Genomic DNA, 18,044 nt, shown 5'->3' on the forward strand with positions numbered 1-18,044 from the left:
CGGGATCATGGGATGATTCCTGTGATGCCAGCGCTGTCGGGCATTAATTCGCAAGCTCGCGGGCGGCGGGCATCGGGGCGGGTCGGAAGCGCGGCAGGCCCGGCGCGCCGAGCAGCCACCAGACGGCGACCACCCCGGGCAGGGTGGCATGCGCCCAGATGAGCCAGACGAAGGCATTGTCCCGTGTCGCCAGGTTGCCGATGGTCAGCCCCACCGCCAGCAGCCCGACCACAAGCCCGACGCCGATCGCCAGCCGCAGCCCGCCGCCATGGCGCCGGAACTGGCCGGTCAGCGCCACGGCCATGCCGACCAGGGCGAAGGTCATCGCCGTCAGCGGTGCCGACAGGCGCTGATGCGCCTCCGCTACGAAACGGGTCTGGTCGCGCGGGCGAAGCTGTTCCTCCGGGTCCGGGTGCAGCAATTCGGTGATGCCGCGTTCCCGCGAATCCCGGAAGCGCACCTCCTCCTGCCGCGTGGCGCGGGCCAGGTCGACGCTGTTCTCGTTGAAGCTGAGCACGGACAGCCGCATGGTCGCGGGCGTGCCCGGCGGCGCATTGGCGGGCGGTGGCACCCGTTCCATCTGCTGGCGCACGCCGTTCTGAAGCGTCACGCGCGGCCCGAAGGGGCCGTTGGAGATGCGCCCCACCTCGGCCAGGATGGTGGCCGGCGCGCCCGCTTCCCGCGCATCATGCACCAGGATGCCGCGAAGCGTGCCGTCCCGGTCGCGCAGCCGGGCATAGACTGTCAGGTCGCCACCGACCGAGGAGAACACGCCTTCCTGCACCAGGATCGCCGCCATTTCGTTGCGGATTTCATACTGCCAGATGCGGAAGGCGGTGTGGGACATCGGCACCAGCCACAGGTTCAGCATGTAGCCGATGCCGACCGAGGCCATGGCCAGCACCAGGGCCGGCCGGGCGAGGCGGAGTTGCGACAGGCCGGCGGCGCGCAGCACCACCAGTTCCCGGTCCGAATTCATCCGCACATAGATGAACAGCACCACCACGAAGGTGGTGATCGGCAGGATCACCGCGATGAATCCGGGCAGCATCAGCCCGGTGAGTTGGACGAAGACCGCCATCGACAGGCCGCGATCCAGCACCAGCTCGATGAAGCGCAGCGACTGGGTCAGCCAGACCAGCGCCGCGAGGCCGCAGGTCACCGCCAGCAGGCCGCCCAGCAATTGGCGCAGGATGTAGCTGTCGATCCGGGTCATCCCACCCCTTCTAGCAGGGCTGGGGGGGGCGCGGCAAAGCGCCTGCCGGGGCCGTCACGAAGCGGGTCACGGGCCCGTGAGGGGCGCGATGAAACGGCCGATCACGGCGGCCGGCACCAGCCTCGTGCGGGGCGGGCCGGTCTCGCCCGGCGCCGGGTCGTCGCGATGGCTGACCAGCCCGGCAAGGCAGCCCGAGGCCGATTCGAACACCGCGCCACCCGATTCGCCCTGGGCCAGCGTCTCCGGGATTTCCAGATAGGCGCCGAAGCGCGGATCGGCTTCCGCCACCAGCCCCAGCAGACGGGTCCGCTGCGACCGGCGCGGGGTGACGAGCAGGGCGGGGGCGCCCGGCACAGGCGGGGCGGCGCAGGGCGTGGCGCGGCCGAGGCTCGGCAGGGGGCCGGCCGCGCGCAGCAGCGCCACATCCTCCCCGCCCAGGTAGCGCTGGCCGAAGTCGCGATCGATGTGGTCCTGCCCCGCGCGCAACAGCCGCACCGGCGCGACAGTGCCGGCGACCGAGATCGCCAGCGCCCCCGCGCCACCCGGGCAGACGCCGCGCGCCGTCTGGGCCGAGCCATCCACCACATGCGCCGCGGTCACGAAATGCCCGCCACCGAGATGGATCGCCGCCCCCGTCGCCAGGCAGCGCGCGGATTCGCCGGAGCGGATCCGTGCCACGGCGGTGGCGGCCAGCAGCGCCGGGTCGGGCGCACGCGGGGCCGGCGCCGTGGCGCAGGCCACCAGCATCGGCAGGGACAGCAGCGCCGCCCAGGGCGTCAGGGAAAGACCTTGCCGGGATTCATCAGGCCCCAGGGGTCCAGCGCCGTCTTGATGCGCCGCATCGTGTCCAGCTCCGCCCCGCCCCGCCAATCCGGCATCATGTCGGTCTTGAGCCGGCCGATGCCGTGTTCCGCGCTGAAGGAGCCATCCATCTCCCGCACCACGGCGTTCACGCAATCCATGATGTCATGGCTGCGGGCCAGGAAGGCGGCGGGGTCCATGCCCGGCGGCTGTTCCAGGTTCATGTGGATATTGCCGTCGCCGATATGGCCGAAGGGCACCGGCCGGCTGCCGGGGATCAGCTTCCGCAGATCGGCCGAGCAGCGCCGGATCATCTCCGGCACGCGGGAGACGGGGACGGAGACGTCGGACTTCACCGAGGCGCCCTCGCGCTTCTGCGCCTCCGGATGCTCCTCCCGGATCTTCCACAGTTTCTGGGCCTGGGCCTCGGATTCGGCGAGCACGGCGTCCAGCACCTCGCCGGCCTCCATCGCCTCGCCGAGCAGGGACTCCGCCATGTCGCGCAGCCCGGCATCGGGGCGGGGGGAGGCGAGGTCGACCAGCACGTAGTGGTCGGCCCGCGCCTGGACAGGCAGCGTGATGCCCTCGATATGCGTCAGGCAAAAATCGACGCCGGTGCCGGACATGTATTCGAAGGCGCGCACGGCGCTTTCGTCCCGGTCGCGGAAGCGGCGGAACAGGGCCAGCGCCGCGTCCTCATCCGCCACGGCGCAGAAGGCCAGCGCGGTGTCGCGCGGGCGGGGATACATGCGCAGCACGGCGGCGGTGATGAAGCCCAGCGTGCCCTCCGCCCCGGTGAACAGGTGGCGCAGGGCGTAGCCGGTATTGTCCTTGCGCAGCCGGCGCAGCCCGTCCCAGATCTGGCCGTCCGGCAGCACCACCTCGAGCCCCAGCATCAGCTCGCGGGCATTGCCGTAGCGCACGGTGGTATTGCCGCCGGCATTGGTGGACAGCACGCCGCCGATGGTGGCCGTGCCCTCGGCGCCCAGGCTGAGCGGGAACAGGCAGCCGGAATCGGCCGCGGCGTTCTGCGCCGCCTTCAGCACCACGCCCGCCTCCGCCGTCATGGTCATGTCCACCGGGTCGATGGCGCGGATGCGGTTCAGCCGGGCCAGGCTGACCACCACCTGCCGCCCCGATTCATCCGGCGTGGCGCCGCCGACCATCGAGGTATTGCCCCCCTGCGGCACCATCGGCACCCCGGCCGAGGCACACAGCTTCACCGCCGCCGCCAGCTCCGCCGTATCCGCGGGCCGGATCACGCAGGGCGTGGCGCCGCGGTACAGCGCCCGCCAATCGGCCAGATGCGGTTCCAGGTCTTCCGGCGCCGTCAGCAGGCCGCGCGGGCCGAGCAGGGCGGCCAGGGCATCCAGCAGGCCGGGTGGGGTGGGGGAGGCAGCGCTTGTGTCGGGCATGGTCAGGCCTCCTACAGGAACGACGGCTAGAGGAAAACCGCGCCCAGCAGCGCGCCCGCCACCAGCACCCAGAGCGGCGAGAACTCCGTCCGCCAGACGAAGAGGGTGGAGCCGATGGTCACCACCAGCGCGGTCCAATGCACCGCCGCCGCCTGCGCCAGGATGATGCCGGAGGAGAAGATCAGCCCGACCGCGATCGGCACCAGCCCCTTTTCCGTCACCCGCAGCCAGGCCGCACCGGACAGCCGCGTCCGCATGCGGGAAAAGCCGTAGGCCAGCAGCCCGGCCGGCCCGGTCATCGCCAGGGTGGCCACCAGCATCCCGGTCAGCCCGGCCACATGCCAGCCGATCAGCCCCACCACCAGCACATTCGGCCCCGGCGCCGCCTGCGCCAAAGCGAAAAGCTGGGCGAAGCGCTCATTGGTCATCCAGCCATGCACATCGACCGCCAGCCGGTTCATCTCCGGCACCACGGCGATGCCGCCACCGACCGCGATCAGGGAGATCGCCAGGAAGCCGAGCGCGAGTTGGCCCAGCACATCCTCGCCATCGCTCATGGCCGCACCCTCCCAGGGTGTCGGAGCGTCCACCAGGCGGCCAGGATGCCGAAGGGGGCCAGGCCCAGCACGATCCAGGGCAGCGGCAGCCGCAGCACGGAACCGCCCAGCAGCGCGGCGAGGCCCACCGCCAGGATCGGCCAGGCCGGCTTCAGGTTGGTGGTGATCTTGGCGGCGGTGCCGAGGATCATGCCGGCCGCCGCCGCCGCCGTGCCGGCCAGCACCGCCTGCACCATCGGCAGGTCGCCATAGGCATCATGCAGCACCGCCAGCCCGATCAGCACGACCAGCGGCCCGCCGAACAGCCCGACACTCGCCGCCAGCGCGCCCCGGCCGCCGCCGAAACGGTCGCCGAGCTGGATCGCCACATTCAGCGCATTGGGGCCGGGCAGCACCTGGCCCAGGCCCAGCACCTCGGCATATTCCTGCTCCGTCACCCAGCGCTTTTCCTCCACCAGCACGCGCCGCGCCCAGGCATTGACGCCGCCGAAGCCGACCAGCCCGATCTTGAGGTAGGTGAGAAACAGCGCCGCGACGCTGGGGCGCGGCCGTGCCGGGGATTCTGACATGCCGCAGGTGACCGCGCGCCGCGCGGCGGATCAAGCCCCCCGATGGCTCCGCGCCAGCATCCTGTGTGCATCCCAGCCCCGCGCTGGCAACCATTGCGAAAGACTGGCAGGCGCAGGGTAAATGCGCCGCTACGTCCCAAGGAGCCTCCATGCTCGACCGCCGCACCCTGCTTGCCGCCAGCCTCGGCGCACCCCTTCTCGGCGCTGGCTCGGCCATCGCGCAGGAGGCCTATCCCACCCGCCCGGTCCGCCTGCTGCTGGCCTTCGCCCCCGGCGGCGGCACCGACCTGATCGCCCGCACCCTGGGCGCGGCGATGACGCCCAGCCTGGGCCAGACCCTGGTCGTGGAAAACCGCCCCGGCGCCGGCGGCAATATCGCGACCGAGCAGGTCGCCAGCGCCCGGCCGGATGGCTACACGCTGCTGATGGGCAATCACGGCCCGATGAGCGTCAACGTCTCCCTGTTCCGCAACATGCGGGTGAACCCCGAGACGGCGCTGGAGCCGATCGGGCTGGTCGCCGATGCGCCGCTGATCGTGGTGGTTGGCCCGGCGTCGAAGGCCACCACCCTGCCGGAACTGCTGGCCGAGATCCGGGCCGCCAATGGCCGGGTGAACTATGCCAGCGCCTCCAACGGCTCTGCCAGCCACCTGGCGGCGGCGCTGATGCTGCAGATGACGGGGCTGCAGGCCGAGCACGTGCCCTTCCGCGGCGCCGCCCCGGCGCTGACCGATGTCGTCGCCGGCCATCTGCATTTCATGGTCACCACCCTGCCTTCCGTGGTCGGGCTGATGAACAGCAATGCGGTGCGGCCGCTGGCGGTGACCGGGGAGGCGCGCATGTCGCTGTTCCCGAACATCCCGACCGTCGCCGAGACCATCCCCACCTACAAGGCGACCGCCTGGTACGGCATCCTGGCGCCGAAGGGCACGCCGGAGCCGATCCGCGCCCATATCTTCGCCTCCATGCGCGCCGCGCTGTCCAACCCGGATGTGGTGCGCCGCCTGCGGGACGAGGGTGCCGAGCCTTCCTCCATGGACGGCGCCGGCTTCGCCGCGCTCATCAAGTGGGAGCGGGAGCGCTGGGCGACGGTGGTGCGCCAGGCCGGCATCACGGTGGATTGAGCATCGTGGCACAGGCGCGGTGGCAGCCATGCCCGCGGGGAATGGCGGTCCGCCGCGCCGCGTGATCCACTCCGCGTTACCCGGCACGACCGGGGTCCGAGGGAGTGAGACCATGCACAAGACCATCCTCGCCATGGCGCTGGCCGCCGTGGTGGCCGGCCCATCCATGCCCGCCAGCGCGCAACAAGCCGGCACCACCCAGCCCCCTGTGACGCTGCAAAGCTGGGGCAGCCTGCATGTCGGGGGGCGGGAGGTGGTGATCTCCGGCCAGCCGGTGCGGGAAGTGCTGTTCACCCCGGGTGGCGTGCCCGCCCGGGTCGATCCGAACGGCACCTATCTGATGGGCAGCATGTATGCCCAGTACATGATCCCGGCCAATCCGCGCGGCCAGGCGCCGATGCTGCTGTGGCATGGCGGCGGCCTGACCGGCGTGACCTGGGAATCGACGCCGGATGGCCGCGAGGGCTGGCAGAACTTCTTCCTCCGCCGCGGCTGGCCCACCTATGTCTCCGACGCCGTGGAGCGCGGCCGCGCCGGCTGGACCATGATCCCGGACCAGACGGGCGGCCAGCCGGTGCTGCTGACCGTGGACAACCCCTTCGAGCGTTTCCGCATCGGCGCCGGTCAGGGCAGTTTTGCGCGCGGGGAGGTTCTGCCCGGCAACCAGTTCCCGGCCGATCGCGACAGCTACATGAACTTCATGCGCCAGATCGTGCCGCGCTTCACCACCACGGATGGCATGACGCTGGAGGCCTATCTGGCGCTGCTCGACCGCGTGGGGCCCTCGGTCGTGGTGGCGCATAGCCAGGCGGGGCTGTTCGGCTGGCGCGCGGCGCAGGAACGGCCGGACAAGGTGCGCGCCTTGGTGCTGATCGAGCCGGCGGCGATCGGCGACATCGCCAAGGTGGCGGCGCTGCGCAATATCCCTGTGCTGATGGTCTATGGCGACTATATCGCCCAGGACAGCCGCTGGCCCACCATCCGCGGCAATGGCGTGCGCTTCGCCGAAGCGGTGCGGGCGGCTGGCGGCAGCGTCGATGTGGTGGACCTGCCGGAACGCGGCATCCGCGGCAACAGCCACATGATCATGATGGACCGCAATTCGGACGAGGTCGCGCAGTTGGTGCAAGATTGGCTGGCCACCAAGGGCTTGTGGCGCTAACTTCACATGGCCTGGCCGCGTTAACGACTTGGAAAACCCAGTCGGTCCACCATGTGTACCGTCATCGACCCGCCGGCATCCGGCTGCCTTCCAAAATGGAGTGGCGGCCGCCGGCAGCAAGGGGTTGTGACCGGCGCGCCTCCCCGTCGCGGCACGCCGCGTGAATGACGGGTTCCGTCCCGCGGCATTCCGCCGCCGGGTTCAGGAGACTCCACGATGGAGCTTTCAGGCTCGGGTGGCGCCATAAGCGCCGCCCTGCTGCAACAGATGCGGGACCGGCGCCTGCCGCGTGAGGAGGACCCGGCAGCAAATGCCGCCTCCGCCTCGGCAGGACTTGCCCAGTCCCCGGCAGGAATCACCGCAGGCGCGGTGCCGGAGAGCGATCCGGACGACGCCGTCGCGTCCTCCGCCGGCCAGCCGCAGGCGAGCCTCAGCGCCGCGATGCTGAATGTGCTGTTCAGCGCGCAGGCCGATGACGGCAACGTGACCGCCGAGGCCAATCCGGATGTCGCCGCACGGCTGACCGCCATGCTGCAACGCGCGCTGACCGCCTATGCGCCCGAAGATGAGGTGGCCAGCGGCCGAGGGGTCTCGCAGGGGGCCTGACCCCTCAATCCATCCACCCTAGTTCCATCCGCCGACACAACACGTGCCTGCCCGGCGCAAGATGCGCCCACCATCCCCCCGCCCTTCATTCTCGCGGCGCTGCGGCCCGCGCCAGGCGATCCAGGATCGCCTCCCCCAACCCCTCCGCCGGCACCGGCATCGCGGCCATCCCCGTCAGCCCCAGGCGCTGCCCTTCCGCATCCAGCCAGCGCAGGCCGGAGAACAGCCGCGTCGCGGCTTCCGCCACATCGCCGCCGGGCGACAGGTTCCACAGCGCCCCCGCGCCCGGCAGCGGCCTCGGCCCGAAGGCGAGCAGCGCTTCCGCGCCCGTCACCGCCTGCGCCTCCAGCCGCAGCGGCAGGCTGGGGGCGTAATGGGACAGCAGCATCCCCGGGCTGCGCAGGCTGCGCGTGGCCTCGGCGGTGGCCAGCGGCAAAGGGCGGCCGACCCGGCCGATCACCGCCTCGATGGCCGCCGCCGGCACCCCGCCGGGGCGCAGCAGCACCGCCCCCGCGCCGGTCAGGTCGAGCACCGTGCTCTCCACCCCAACCGGGCAGTCGCCCCCCTCCAGCACCGCCGCGATGCGCCCCGCGAGCCCGGCCAGCACATGGGCGGCGCTGGTCGGGCTGACCTGGCCGGAGCGGTTGGCGGAAGGCCCGGCGATGGGCCGCGCCACCTGCCGCAGCATCGCCAGCGTCGCCGCATGTGCCGGCACCCGCACCGCCAGCGTGTCGAGCCCCGCGCCCGCCAGCAGATCCACCCGGCAGGATGGCCGGCGCGGCAGCACCAGCGTCAGCGGCCCCGGCCAGAATTTCTGGGCCAGCGCCCTGGCGCGGGCATCCGCCACCACCTCCGCAAAGGCCGCCTCGGAACTCGCAAAATGGCAGATCAGCGGGTTGAAATGCGGTCGGCCCTTGGCCGTGAACACGGCGGCCACCGCGGCGCCGTTCCAGGCATCGGCGCCCAGGCCGTAGACCGTCTCGCTGGGGAAGGCGACCAGCTCGCCCGCGCAAAGCAGCGCGGCGGCCTCGGCCGGATCGGTCAGCAGCCGTGTCACGCGCGCCCCTCCGCCAGGAAGCCGGGATTGCGCCAGCCCGGCTTGCCATAGCGCAGCGCCACCCCGTCCCAATCCGCCATGCGTCCCCCCGCCGCGATCAGCACCGCCTCCGGCGCCGCCGTGTCCCATTCCATGGTCGGCCCCCGGCGCGGATAGAGATCCGCCGCCCCCTCCGCCACCCGGCACAGCTTGGCCGCCGAGCCCAGCGGCACCAGCTGCGCCACGCCGCGATCGGCCAGGAAATCGACGATGCGGGGGTCCCGCCCATGCCGGCGGCTGACCATCGCCACCGGGTCCCGCGCCAGCGCCCGCGCCAGGATCGGCCGCCTTTCGCCCGCCGCCAGCTTCCAGGCGCCGCGCCCCACGATCCCCGAAAACACTTCTTCGAACGCCGGCAGGGCCACGGCGCCCAGCACCGGCCGCCCATTCGCCACCAGCCCGATATTCACGGCATAGCCGTCCAGCCCCTCGGCAAAATCCCGCGTGCCGTCCAGCGGATCGACCAGCCAGAAGCGCCCCTGCGGCACGGCCACGGCGCTGGCCTCATGCGCCTCCTCCGCCACAACCGGGATGCCCGGCGCGGCTAGCAACAGCCCCTCGACGATCAGCGCCTCCGCGATCCGGTCGGCCACCGTCACCGGCGAATGGTCGCGCTTGCGCTCCACCACGAAGCCGGCCGCGCGCACCGCCATGATCGCCGCCGCCGCCTGCGCGGCCAGGCGCTCCGCCAGCGCCAGAAGCTCGTCCTCATCCATGGTCCAGCCTCTAGCCGCGCCGCGCCGCGCAAGCGAGGCCCCGCTTGCGACGAAGCCCGCGCGGGATGATAGGCTGGGCGTCACAAAAATTCGTCGGATCACGTCCCCATGCCCGATATCGCCTTCGTGAAGCCCACCCTGCCACGCTCCGCCACCCTGGTGCTGCCGCTTCCCGAAGCCGATACCCCAGCCACCGGCCTCCACGCCGAGGCCGATGCCGCGACCGGCGGCGCCCTGACCCGGGCGCTGGAGGCCGCCGGCTTCAAGGGCCGCAAGGGCCAGACCACCACGCTCTGGGCGCCCGGCGGCAATCTCTCCAAGGTCGTCGCCATCGGCCTCGGCAAGCTCGCCGACCTCACCCCCCAGGCCGCCGAGGCCGCCGGCGGCAGCCTGATCCCGGCTTTGGCCCAGGACCGGGAGGCGACCATCGCCGCCGACACCCTGCCGCCCGCCCTCGCCGCCTCCCTCGCCATGGGCGCCCTGCTGCGCTCCTGGCGCTTCGACCGCTACCGCACGAAGGAGAAGGAGGAAGACAAGCCGAAGCTCGAACGCATCGCCTTCGCGACCTCCGACACCAGCGCCGCCAAGCACGCCTTCGCGCCGATGCGCGCCGTCGCCGACGGCGTCTTCCTGACCCGCGAACTGGTCAGCGAACCGCCCAACATCCTGCACCCCACCGAATTCGCCGACCGCTGCAAGGCGCTCGAAAAGCTCGGCGTCGAGGTCGAAATCCTCGGCCCGAAGGAGATGAAGCGCCTCGGCTTCGGCGCCCTGCTCGGCGTCTCCATGGGCAGCGCCCAGGAACCGCGCCTGGTCGTCATGCAGTGGAAGGGCGCGCCGAAATCCAAAAAGGCCAAGCCCCTCGCCTTCATCGGCAAGGGCGTCACCTTCGACACCGGCGGCATCTCCATCAAGCCCGCCGGCGGCATGGAAGACATGAAGTGGGACATGGCCGGCGCCGGCACCGTCGTCGGCCTGATGGCGGCCCTCGCCGGCCGGAAGGCCAAGGTTGACGTCGTCGGCCTGATCGGCCTGGTCGAGAACATGCCCTCCGGCACCGCCCAGCGGCCCGGCGACGTGGTGAAATCCTATTCCGGCCAGACCATCGAAGTCATCAACACCGACGCCGAAGGCCGCCTCGTCCTCGCCGACGTGCTCTGGTACTGCCAGGAACGCTTCGAACCGCGCTGCATGATCGACCTGGCGACCCTGACCGGCGCCATCATCGTGGCGCTGGGCCACGAACACGCCGGCCTCTTCTCCAACGACGACGACCTCGCCCAGCGCATCCTCGCCGCCGGCCAGCTCACCGGCGAAGCCGCCTGGCGCATGCCCCTCGGCGACGCCTACGACAAAGCCATCCGCTCCGACATCGCCGACATGAAAAACGTCGGCGGCCGCCCGGGCGGCGCCATCACCGCCGCCCAATTCATCCAACGCTTCATCAACACCAAACACGGCCCCATGCCCTGGGCCCACCTCGACATCGCCGGCACCGCCTGGACCAACAAGGACCACCCCACCATCCCGAAGGGCGCCACGGCCTACGGGGTGCGCCTCCTGGACCGGCTGGTCGCGGATTGGGACGAGGGCTGAGCGATGAAGGCTGCGCGGGTGGTCTTGCAAGGAGGGCTCCGCCCTCCCTGCACCCTCCCGCGAAGGGGCAGTGGCCCCTTCGAACCCATGGATGAGGGGCAGGAAGGAGGAGGGGCCAGCGCGCGCGCTGAACCCGCGGTCCCGCCATGCCCCTCCTCCTTCCTGCCCCTTAACGGGATTCCAAAGGGACCACTGTCCCTTTGGCAGGGGGTGCAGGGGGACGGCGTCCCCCTGCAAGCCACCCACGCACCCTCATGCTGAAGCCTCGTTTCAAACGCCCCCCGGCCGATCCGGCGCATCCCGTGGCCTGGCCCCTGGAGGGTGGTGGCGGGTCTGTGCCGGTCGGGCGGCGGGCGTGGGAGGAGGCGGGGGCGGGTGCGGCGGCGCGGGTGTTGGAGCGGCCGCAGGTGCAGGTGGTGCTGGAGGGGCGGGCGCCGGGGGATGTGGCGGCGTTCGTGGCGGGGATGGTGCTGCGGGCCTGGCGGTTTGTCGCGCATCGGACGCGGGGGACGCCGGGGCTGGAGCGGGTGACGGTGCTGGTCGATGACCCGGCGGCGTGCCGGGAGGCTTGGGAGGGGGTTGAGGCGGGGGTTCGGGGCTGTGTGTTCGCCCGGGATCTGGTTGCGGAGCCGGCCAATCATCTGACGACGCGCAGCTTCGCGAAGCGGCTGGAGGGTCTGGCCGAGTTCGGGATCGAGGTGGAGGTCTGGGGTCGCAAGCGGCTGACGCGGGCGGGGTTCGGGGCTTTGCTGGCGGTCGGGGGTGGCAGTGCCAGCCCGCCGCGGCTGGTGGTGCTGCGCTGGCGGGGTGGGTTCGAGGCGCCGCCGGTGGTCTTCGTGGGCAAGGGGCTGGTCTTCGACACGGGCGGCATTTCGATCAAGCCGGCCAAGGGTATGGAGTCCATGCGCGCCGACATGGCGGGGGCGGCGGCCTGCGCGGGGGCGCTGCTGGCCTTGGCCTTGCGGCGCTCTCCGGCGCCGGCGATGGCGGTGCTGGCGATCGCGGAGAATGCGACGGGCGCTGAGTCTTATCGCCCCGGCGATGTGCTGCGCACCGCCTCGGGCCGGACGGTGGAGGTGGTGGACACGGATGCGGAGGGGCGGCTGGTGCTGGCCGATGCGCTGCACCATGCGGTGACGGCGTTGCGGCCGCGGGTGGTGGTGGATGCGGCGACGCTGACCGGGGCGGTGGTCACGGCGCTGGGGCACCATCGCGCCGGCCTGTTCGGCAATGACGCGGCGCTGCTGGCAGCCCTGGCGGCGGCGGGGGAGGAGGCGGGGGAGCATCTCTGGCCCATGCCGATCGGTGCGCGGCATCGGGAGGATTTGCGCTCCGACATCGCCGATATCCGCCAATGCATGCCGGCGGGGCTGCGCTTCCAGCCCGATGCCAGCCATGCGGCGGCCTTCCTGGAGACCTTCGTGGGGGAGGCCACGCCCTGGGCGCATCTGGACATTGCGGGCGTGGATACGCGGGACAAGGAGGATGCGCTGGGTCCCGCCGGCCCCACGGGCTTCGGCGTCAGGCTGCTGGATCGGCTGGTCGCGGCGCAGTATGAGGAGCCTCCGGAACCAGTTGGTGGCCGCCCCTGATGGCCGATTACGGATTCTACCACCTGACCCGCAGCCCGCTGGAACAGGTCCTGCCCAAGCTGCTGGGCCGGGTGCTGGCGGGCGGTGGCCGGGCGATGGTTCGCATGGCCGAGCCGGCGCGGCTGGAGGCGCTGGACGCCGCGCTCTGGACCTCCCAGGACCCGGACTGGCTGCCGCATGGCACGCCGCGACTGGGCCATGCGACCTTGCAGCCGATCTGGCTGACCACCGAGGATGCGGGGCCGGAGGGTGCGCCCAATGGCGCGAAATTCCTGTTCCTGCTGGAGGGGACGGAGAGCGCCCGGCTGGAGGCCTTCGACCGCGTGCTGGACCTGTTCGATGGCGGCGATGACCAGGCGGTGGCCGCGGCGCGCGCCCGCTGGCGGGCGGCCAAGGCGGCCGGCCATGCCCTGACCTATTGGCAGCAGGGCGCGCGGGGCTGGGAAAAGAAGGCCTGAACGGGTCCGACGCTTCAGGCTTGCATTTTAAAGACCGAAACAGATAATATTCCTAGACCACGGCGAAGCCCTGCCCGTGGGCCTGCCGTCACCCGTTGCCCCTGGCAGCGGCCGACGCCTCCCTTGGGAAAGCCATCATGCAGATCGAGAACCACCGTCTGAAGGGCGTGCACTTCGACGCGTCACCGCATGTCGGGCGCGCCATCACGCCCCGCTTCCTGGTCATGCACTATACGGCTGGCGGATCGGCGCGGAATTCCGTGCGCGCCATCCAGGATCGCGGGTTGTCGGCGCATTTCTTCATCGATCGCGATGGCACGGTGATCCAGACCGTGCCCTGCGACCGCCTCGCGCATCATGCCGGCCCGTCCCACTGGCGCGGGCATGACGGGCTGAACGGCTGCTCCATCGGCATCGAGATCGCCAATCTCGGCTGGCTCGACCGGAAGGAGGGTTCAGGCTGGACCCGCGCCGGCCTCGGCCGCGTGCTGCCGGAGGCGGAGGTGGTGGTCGCCGCGCATAAGAACGGTGGCCGGATCATGGGGTGGGAGGCCTATCCGGAAGCGCAGCTCAAGGCGGTGGAGGCGCTGACGCGCGCCATCCTCACCGCCTATCCGACCATCCAGGAGGTGGTCGGCCATGACGACATCTCCCCCGGCCGCAAGCAGGACCCCGGCCCGGCCTTTCCGATGGCGCGCTTCCAGAACCTGGATGCCGCGCTGGCGGCGAACGACCTCGGCGCCTTCGAGGTCGCGTCGCGGGACAATCTGAACCTGCGCGGCGGCCCCGGCACGGGCTTTTCCGTCATCGGCAAGCTGCCACCCGGCGCGCGGCTGCGGGCGCTGCGGGAGGAGGGGGATTGGCGCCTGGTGGACCTCCATGGCGACGCCGTGCCGGACGGTTTCGTCCACGGCGCCTTCCCCCGTCGGGTGGAGAGGCCCCCCTCAATCCTCCAGCTTCACCCCGGTCAGCTGCACCATCTCCGCCCAGCGCGACACTTCCCGGCGCTGGAATTCGGCGAAGGCGGCCGGGCGCAGCGGGTCCAGCGTGAAGCCGGCGGCGCGCAGGCGCTGCTGCACCTCCGGCACTTCCAGCGCCCCGAGGAAGGCCGCCGCCAGGCGTTCGGCCACCGGCGCCGGCACGCCGGCCGGGCCGAACAGGCCGAACCAGGCATCCACCGCCATGAAGGGCACGCCCGCCTCGGCGGAGGTCGGCACATCCGGGAAATCCGCCAGCCGCGCCGGCGCCCCCACCTGAAGCGCCCGCAGCCGCCCGTCGCGGATCAGCCCGGCCACGGTCGGGAAGGTGGAGGTGTAGAAATCCACCACCCCCGCCACCGTATCGGTCGCCGCCGGCGCCGCGCCGCGATAGGGCACATGCGTCGCATTCATGTTCGACCGGCGGACGAAGGTCTCCGAGATCACATGGCTGGCCGAGCCGGCCTGGGAGGAGGCATAGGTCACCCGCCCGCCATCGCGCCCCATCGCCGCCAGTTCCGCCATGCTCCGCGCCCGCGAATTGGCCGGCACCACCGTGGCGTGATGCACCGTCCCCAGCTTGGCGATCGGCGTGAAGCCCTCCACCACATGGAAGGGCAGGCGCGCCATCATCGACTGGTTGGAGGCATGGGTCTGGTTGTGGCCGACCATGATGGTCAGCCCGTCCGGCGCGGCGCGGGTCGCGGCCTCCGCCCCGATCACCCCGCCGGCGCCGGCGCGGTTGTCCACCACCACCGGCTGGCCGAGGGTCGCGGCGGCGCGTTCGCCGGTCAGCCGCGCCAGGATGTCGGTGGGGCCGCCGGGCGGGGCGGGAACGATCAGGCGGATGGTGCCGCCACCTTGGGCCAGTGCCGGCGCGGCAAGGCCGAGGAAGGGCAGGGCGGCGAGGCTGCGGCGGCGGATCATGGTCGTTCTCCCGGGCTTTCCTGCCGTGTCGCAATCGCGCCGGGGGGCGTCAAGGCCCATCACCTCCCCGGCACCTCCCCGGTTTTGATTGCGCGGCGCGGGCCTGCCGGTTCAGGCTGCCTTAACGCCGGTTTTCCAACGAGAGGGTGAGGCCATGCACGCCGACACGCCCGTCATCCGCCCGCCCCTTGGCACGCGGGCCCCCGCCGAGCCCTGCACGCAACGGGCGCTCTGGCCCACCTTCCTGCGCCGGACCCTGGCGGAGGAGGAGGTGGTGCGGTCCGTCAGGCCGCGTCCAACTGCTCCGACAACTTCAGCCACTCCTCCTCCAGCGCCGCGGTCTGACGGGCGATGACCACCTGGCGGGTATTGGCCCAGGTGATGTCCTCCGGCTTGCGCTTGGCATAGGTCGCGGGGTCGGAGAGGCGCCGCTCGATCAGCTTGCGCTCCAGCGCCAGTTTCTCGATTTCCTTCTCGATCTCCCGCAGGCGGGTGCGCATCGGTGCGAGGGCGGCGCGGCTGCTGGCGGATTTGCGGCGCTCGGTGGCCTTGCCGCCGGCCTCCGCCTCCCGGCCGCCGCCACCCCGGGCGCGCTCGGCCAGCAGGGTGCGGTATTCGTCCATGTCGCCGTCGAAATTGCGCACGGTGCCATCCGTCACCAGCCACAGCCGGTCGGCCACCAGCTCCACCAGATGCGGGTCGTGGGTGATGATGAGCACGGCGCCGCCGTAATCGGCCAAGGCGCGCACCATCGCCTCCCGCGCATCGATGTCGAGGTGGTTGGTCGGCTCGTCCAGGATCAGCAATTGCGGCGCGTCGCGGGTGCAGAGCGCCAGCAGAAGCCGCGCCTTCTCGCCGCCCGAGCAATTCGCGATCTTCGTCTCAGCGCGTTCCACCGTCAGGCCGAAACGGGCGAGCTGGCTGCGGCACTGGCTGATGGTGGCGCTGGGCAGCGCGGATTGCATGTGCGACAGCGGCGTGCCGCTGGCGTCCAGATCCTCCGACTGATGCTGCGCGAAGAAGCCGACGCGCAGCCGCGGCGCTCGCTTCACCGTGCCGCGCGACGGCCCCAGCCGCCCCGCCAGCAGCTTTGCCAATGTGGACTTGCCGTTGCCGTTCGCGCCCAGCAAGGCGATGCGGTCGTCCTGGTCGATGCGCAGGTCGAGGCCCTTCAGGATCGGCGGGCCGCCATAGCCGACATCGACCTGTTCCAGGGCGAGCACGGGGGGCGCCAGCTCCTCCGGCTCGGGGAAGTTGAAGGTGCTGGCGGCGTCCTCGACCACCGATTCGATCACCGGCAGCTTTTCCAGCGCCTTGATGCGGGACTGCGCCTGCTTGGCCTTGGTCGCCTTGGCGCGGAAGCGGTCCACGAAGGACTGCATATGCGCCCGCTGCGCCGCGATCTTGCCGCGCTGCGCCTCCACCTGCGCCGCGCGTTCCGTGCGGATGCGGACGAAGCGTTCGTAATTGCCGGGGTAGTAGAGGATCTTGCCGCGATCGAGATGCGCGATCCCATCCACCGCCCGGTCCAGCAGCCCGCGATCATGGCTGACGATGATGGCTGCGCCGGCGAAGCGGCTGAGCCATCCCTCCAGCCACAGCGTCGCCTCCAGGTCGAGGTGGTTGGTCGGCTCGTCCAGCAGCAGCAGATCCGGCTCCAGGAACAGCGCGCGGGCCAGCGCCACGCGCATGCGCCAGCCGCCGGAGAAGGAATTCAGCGGCCGCGCCTGCGCCGCCGCGTCGAAGCCGAGGCCGGCCAGCACCGTCGCCGCGCGGGCCGGCGCCGCATCGGCCTGGATCGCCATCAGCCGTTCATGGATTTCCGCCACGCGATGCGCCTGGTCGTCGCGTTCCAGGGCGCCGAGCAGCTCCGCCCGTTCGGTATCCGCCTCCAGCACCGCCTCCAGCAGGCTGGACTCACCCCCCGGCGCCTCCTGCGCCACCACGCCCATGCGGGCGCGGGCGGCCAGGCGGATCTCGCCGCCATCCGGGATCAGCTCCTTGGTGATGGCCTTGAGCAAGGTGGACTTGCCGGCACCGTTGCGGCCGACAAGGCCGACCTTGTGGCCGGTGTCGAGCGTCAGCTCGGCCCCGTTGAGCAATTCCCGCCCGCCAAAGCGGATGGTGAGGTCGCGGATGATGAGAACGGTCATGGGACGGCTTCATAGCCGGCCTTCCCCGCAAGGCGTAGGGGCTTCAAGCTGCCGCCTCCTCCAGACAGGCCCTGACCCATGACCGACGAGACCTTCATGCGCCGCGCCATCGCGCTTTCAGCCCAGGCCGCCGCCACCCCCGGCGCGCAGCCCTTCGGCGCCGTGGTGGTGAAGGACGGGCAGGTGGTGGGGGAGGGGTTCAACCAGGCGATCGGCAAGCTCGACCCGACCTCGCATGGGGAGACGGAGGCGATGCGCGATGCCTGCAACCGGCTCGGCACGCTGGACCTCAGCGGCTGCACCGTCTTCACCAGCTGCGAGCCCTGCGCGCTCTGTGTCGCCGCGATGCAGATCGCCAAGGTGGAGGCGGTGGTTTTTGCGGCTGCCATGGCCGATAGCGCCCGCGTGCTGGCCGCCCTTGGACCGGACCGCCGCGTCCGGGTGGACAGCGTGGCGCTGCGCCTGGAGACCTCCGCCCCCATCGGCACGCATCGGATGAAGGCGCGGCGGGCGCTGGTGGCGGAGGCGGTGGGGGTGCTGGAGGCCTGGGCCAGGCAGGCTTAACCGCCCCGACCCTTGCGCACGCGTGAAACCCCGCCTATCCGGCGCGCCACCAACCAAGGATCACCATTATGGCCATCGAGCGCACCTTCAGCATCCTCAAGCCCGACGCCACCCGGCGCAACCTGACCGGCAAGATCAATGCCGTGTTCGAGGAAGCCGGCCTGCGCATCGTCGCCCAGAAGCGCATCCACATGACGCGCGCCCAGGCCGAGGCCTTCTACGGCGTGCACAAGGAGCGTGGCTTCTTCAACGATCTGGTGAGCTTCATGATCTCCGGCCCCGTGGTCGTGCAGGTCCTGGAAGGCGAGAACGCGGTTGCCAAGCACCGCGACGTGATGGGCGCCACCAACCCGGCGAACGCCGCCGAGGGCACCGTGCGCAAGCTGTTCGCCGAGAGCATCGAGGCGAATTCCGTCCATGGCTCCGACAGCCTGGAGAACGCCGCGATCGAGATCGCCTACTTCTTCGCCGGCACCGAAATCGTCGGCTGATTTTTCGCCAAGGCCCTCTCCCCC

General features: G+C 71.4%; 17 protein-coding genes and 1 pseudogene. 9 read left to right on the forward strand and 9 right to left on the reverse strand.

Translation table 11 applies throughout. The annotated features are described in order from the left end of the window. Window positions 1-43 precede the first annotated feature (43 nt). The 5 genes from JJQ90_RS09090 to JJQ90_RS09110 all read right to left on the reverse strand — a co-directional run bounded on the left by JJQ90_RS09090 (window position 44) and on the right by JJQ90_RS09110 (window position 4,558). Window positions 44-1,216, reverse strand: a complete 1,173-nt coding sequence (locus JJQ90_RS09090; protein WP_216874542.1) for an LptF/LptG family permease — start codon at window positions 1,214-1,216, stop codon at window positions 44-46. A gap of 66 nt (window positions 1,217-1,282) precedes the next feature. Further along, window positions 1,283-1,963, reverse strand: coding sequence for a trypsin-like peptidase domain-containing protein (locus JJQ90_RS09095; RefSeq protein WP_216874544.1), 681 nt, complete (start codon window positions 1,961-1,963; stop codon window positions 1,283-1,285). A 29-nt stretch (window positions 1,964-1,992) separates the two neighbouring features. Continuing rightward, on the reverse strand, window positions 1,993-3,432 hold the full coding sequence (locus tag JJQ90_RS09100) for an FAD-binding oxidoreductase (RefSeq protein ID WP_216874546.1): 1,440 nt from the start codon (window positions 3,430-3,432) through the stop codon (window positions 1,993-1,995). A 26-nt stretch (window positions 3,433-3,458) separates the two neighbouring features. Then, window positions 3,459-3,989 (reverse strand): chromate transporter, encoded by a 531-nt coding sequence (locus JJQ90_RS09105; RefSeq protein WP_216874548.1) that lies wholly within the window; start codon window positions 3,987-3,989, stop codon window positions 3,459-3,461. Next, window positions 3,986-4,558 (reverse strand): chromate transporter, encoded by a 573-nt coding sequence (locus JJQ90_RS09110; RefSeq protein ID WP_216874550.1) that lies wholly within the window; start codon window positions 4,556-4,558, stop codon window positions 3,986-3,988. Before JJQ90_RS09110 ends, JJQ90_RS09105 begins: the two co-directional genes overlap by 4 nt. Window positions 4,559-4,707: 149 nt before the next feature. Here JJQ90_RS09110 and JJQ90_RS09115 point away from each other — a divergent pair, with 149 nt between their 5' ends. The 3 genes from JJQ90_RS09115 to JJQ90_RS09125 all read left to right on the forward strand — a co-directional run bounded on the left by JJQ90_RS09115 (window position 4,708) and on the right by JJQ90_RS09125 (window position 7,450). After that, on the forward strand, window positions 4,708-5,682 hold the full coding sequence (locus JJQ90_RS09115; RefSeq protein WP_216874552.1) for a Bug family tripartite tricarboxylate transporter substrate binding protein: 975 nt from the start codon (window positions 4,708-4,710) through the stop codon (window positions 5,680-5,682). A gap of 112 nt (window positions 5,683-5,794) precedes the next feature. Then, complete coding sequence (locus JJQ90_RS09120) at window positions 5,795-6,844, forward strand: alpha/beta hydrolase family protein (protein WP_230410505.1); 1,050 nt, start codon at window positions 5,795-5,797, stop codon at window positions 6,842-6,844. 216 nt (window positions 6,845-7,060) lie between these two features. After that, window positions 7,061-7,450 carry a hypothetical protein gene (locus tag JJQ90_RS09125; RefSeq protein WP_216874554.1) on the forward strand — a complete coding sequence of 130 codons (390 nt, stop codon included), beginning with the start codon at window positions 7,061-7,063 and terminating at the stop codon, window positions 7,448-7,450. A gap of 85 nt (window positions 7,451-7,535) precedes the next feature. Here the strand turns inward: JJQ90_RS09125 and JJQ90_RS09130 are convergent, their stop codons facing one another. Then, window positions 7,536-8,507, reverse strand: coding sequence for an L-threonylcarbamoyladenylate synthase (locus JJQ90_RS09130; RefSeq protein ID WP_216874556.1), 972 nt, complete (start codon window positions 8,505-8,507; stop codon window positions 7,536-7,538). After that, window positions 8,504-9,262 carry a 3'(2'),5'-bisphosphate nucleotidase CysQ gene (gene cysQ / locus JJQ90_RS09135; protein ID WP_216874558.1) on the reverse strand — a complete coding sequence of 253 codons (759 nt, stop codon included), beginning with the start codon at window positions 9,260-9,262 and terminating at the stop codon, window positions 8,504-8,506. Before cysQ ends, JJQ90_RS09130 begins: the two co-directional genes overlap by 4 nt. Before the next feature lie 108 nt (window positions 9,263-9,370). On the opposite strand from cysQ, the gene JJQ90_RS09140 reads away from it, so the two are divergent. The 4 genes and pseudogenes from JJQ90_RS09140 to JJQ90_RS27620 all read left to right on the forward strand — a co-directional run. Continuing rightward, the gene (locus JJQ90_RS09140) at window positions 9,371-10,858 is read left to right on the forward strand and encodes a leucyl aminopeptidase (protein WP_216874560.1); all 1,488 of its coding nucleotides are present in this window, start codon (window positions 9,371-9,373) and stop codon (window positions 10,856-10,858) included. A 302-nt stretch (window positions 10,859-11,160) separates the two neighbouring features. Further along, window positions 11,161-12,450: a leucyl aminopeptidase family protein gene (locus JJQ90_RS09145; protein ID WP_216874562.1), complete on the forward strand. Its 1,290-nt coding sequence runs from the start codon at window positions 11,161-11,163 to the stop codon at window positions 12,448-12,450. After that, entirely contained in the window at window positions 12,450-12,908 is a 459-nt protein-coding gene (locus tag JJQ90_RS09150; protein WP_216874564.1) for a DNA polymerase III subunit chi, read from the forward strand. Before JJQ90_RS09145 ends, JJQ90_RS09150 begins: the two co-directional genes overlap by 1 nt. A 224-nt stretch (window positions 12,909-13,132) precedes the next feature. After that, window positions 13,133-13,768 (forward strand): annotated as a pseudogene (locus tag JJQ90_RS27620) (N-acetylmuramoyl-L-alanine amidase); the annotation flags it as partial. A gap of 84 nt (window positions 13,769-13,852) precedes the next feature. On the opposite strand, the gene JJQ90_RS09165 reads toward JJQ90_RS27620, so the two are convergent. Further along, entirely contained in the window at window positions 13,853-14,812 is a 960-nt protein-coding gene (locus tag JJQ90_RS09165) for a Bug family tripartite tricarboxylate transporter substrate binding protein (protein WP_216874566.1), read from the reverse strand. A gap of 284 nt (window positions 14,813-15,096) precedes the next feature. Then, complete coding sequence (locus JJQ90_RS09170; protein WP_216874568.1) at window positions 15,097-16,965, reverse strand: ABC-F family ATP-binding cassette domain-containing protein; 1,869 nt, start codon at window positions 16,963-16,965, stop codon at window positions 15,097-15,099. A 78-nt stretch (window positions 16,966-17,043) separates the two neighbouring features. Between JJQ90_RS09170 and JJQ90_RS09175 the strand changes: the two genes are divergently transcribed. Together JJQ90_RS09175 and ndk are read left to right on the forward strand one after the other, a co-directional pair. Further along, complete coding sequence (locus JJQ90_RS09175; RefSeq protein WP_216874570.1) at window positions 17,044-17,529, forward strand: nucleoside deaminase; 486 nt, start codon at window positions 17,044-17,046, stop codon at window positions 17,527-17,529. A 68-nt stretch (window positions 17,530-17,597) separates the two neighbouring features. Continuing rightward, window positions 17,598-18,020: a nucleoside-diphosphate kinase gene (gene ndk, locus JJQ90_RS09180; RefSeq protein ID WP_216874572.1), complete on the forward strand. Its 423-nt coding sequence runs from the start codon at window positions 17,598-17,600 to the stop codon at window positions 18,018-18,020. The last annotated feature ends 24 nt before the right edge of the window (window positions 18,021-18,044 follow it).

Source organism: Falsiroseomonas oleicola, assembly GCF_019029495.1.
In the GTDB taxonomy this organism is placed as follows: domain Bacteria; phylum Pseudomonadota; class Alphaproteobacteria; order Acetobacterales; family Acetobacteraceae; genus Falsiroseomonas; species Falsiroseomonas oleicola.

Excerpts from the sequence above, each read along its gene's own strand:
- ndk (WP_216874572.1), top strand. The coding sequence starts at position 17,598 with ATGGCCATCGAGCGCACCTTCAGCATCCTCAAGCCCGACGCCACCCGG.
- JJQ90_RS09150 (WP_216874564.1), top strand. The coding sequence starts at position 12,450 with ATGGCCGATTACGGATTCTACCACCTGACCCGCAGCCCGCTGGAACAG.
- JJQ90_RS09110 (WP_216874550.1), bottom strand. The coding sequence starts at position 4,558 with ATGTCAGAATCCCCGGCACGGCCGCGCCCCAGCGTCGCGGCGCTGTTT.
- JJQ90_RS09120 (WP_230410505.1), top strand. The coding sequence starts at position 5,795 with ATGCACAAGACCATCCTCGCCATGGCGCTGGCCGCCGTGGTGGCCGGC.
- JJQ90_RS09090 (WP_216874542.1), bottom strand. The coding sequence starts at position 1,216 with ATGACCCGGATCGACAGCTACATCCTGCGCCAATTGCTGGGCGGCCTG.
- JJQ90_RS09125 (WP_216874554.1), top strand. The coding sequence starts at position 7,061 with ATGGAGCTTTCAGGCTCGGGTGGCGCCATAAGCGCCGCCCTGCTGCAA.
- JJQ90_RS09115 (WP_216874552.1), top strand. The coding sequence starts at position 4,708 with ATGCTCGACCGCCGCACCCTGCTTGCCGCCAGCCTCGGCGCACCCCTT.
- JJQ90_RS09165 (WP_216874566.1), bottom strand. The coding sequence starts at position 14,812 with ATGATCCGCCGCCGCAGCCTCGCCGCCCTGCCCTTCCTCGGCCTTGCC.
- JJQ90_RS09105 (WP_216874548.1), bottom strand. The coding sequence starts at position 3,989 with ATGAGCGATGGCGAGGATGTGCTGGGCCAACTCGCGCTCGGCTTCCTG.
- JJQ90_RS09175 (WP_216874570.1), top strand. The coding sequence starts at position 17,044 with ATGACCGACGAGACCTTCATGCGCCGCGCCATCGCGCTTTCAGCCCAG.
- JJQ90_RS09095 (WP_216874544.1), bottom strand. The coding sequence starts at position 1,963 with ATGCTGGTGGCCTGCGCCACGGCGCCGGCCCCGCGTGCGCCCGACCCG.
- JJQ90_RS09100 (WP_216874546.1), bottom strand. The coding sequence starts at position 3,432 with ATGCCCGACACAAGCGCTGCCTCCCCCACCCCACCCGGCCTGCTGGAT.
- JJQ90_RS09140 (WP_216874560.1), top strand. The coding sequence starts at position 9,371 with ATGCCCGATATCGCCTTCGTGAAGCCCACCCTGCCACGCTCCGCCACC.
- cysQ (WP_216874558.1), bottom strand. The coding sequence starts at position 9,262 with ATGGATGAGGACGAGCTTCTGGCGCTGGCGGAGCGCCTGGCCGCGCAG.
- JJQ90_RS09170 (WP_216874568.1), bottom strand. The coding sequence starts at position 16,965 with ATGACCGTTCTCATCATCCGCGACCTCACCATCCGCTTTGGCGGGCGG.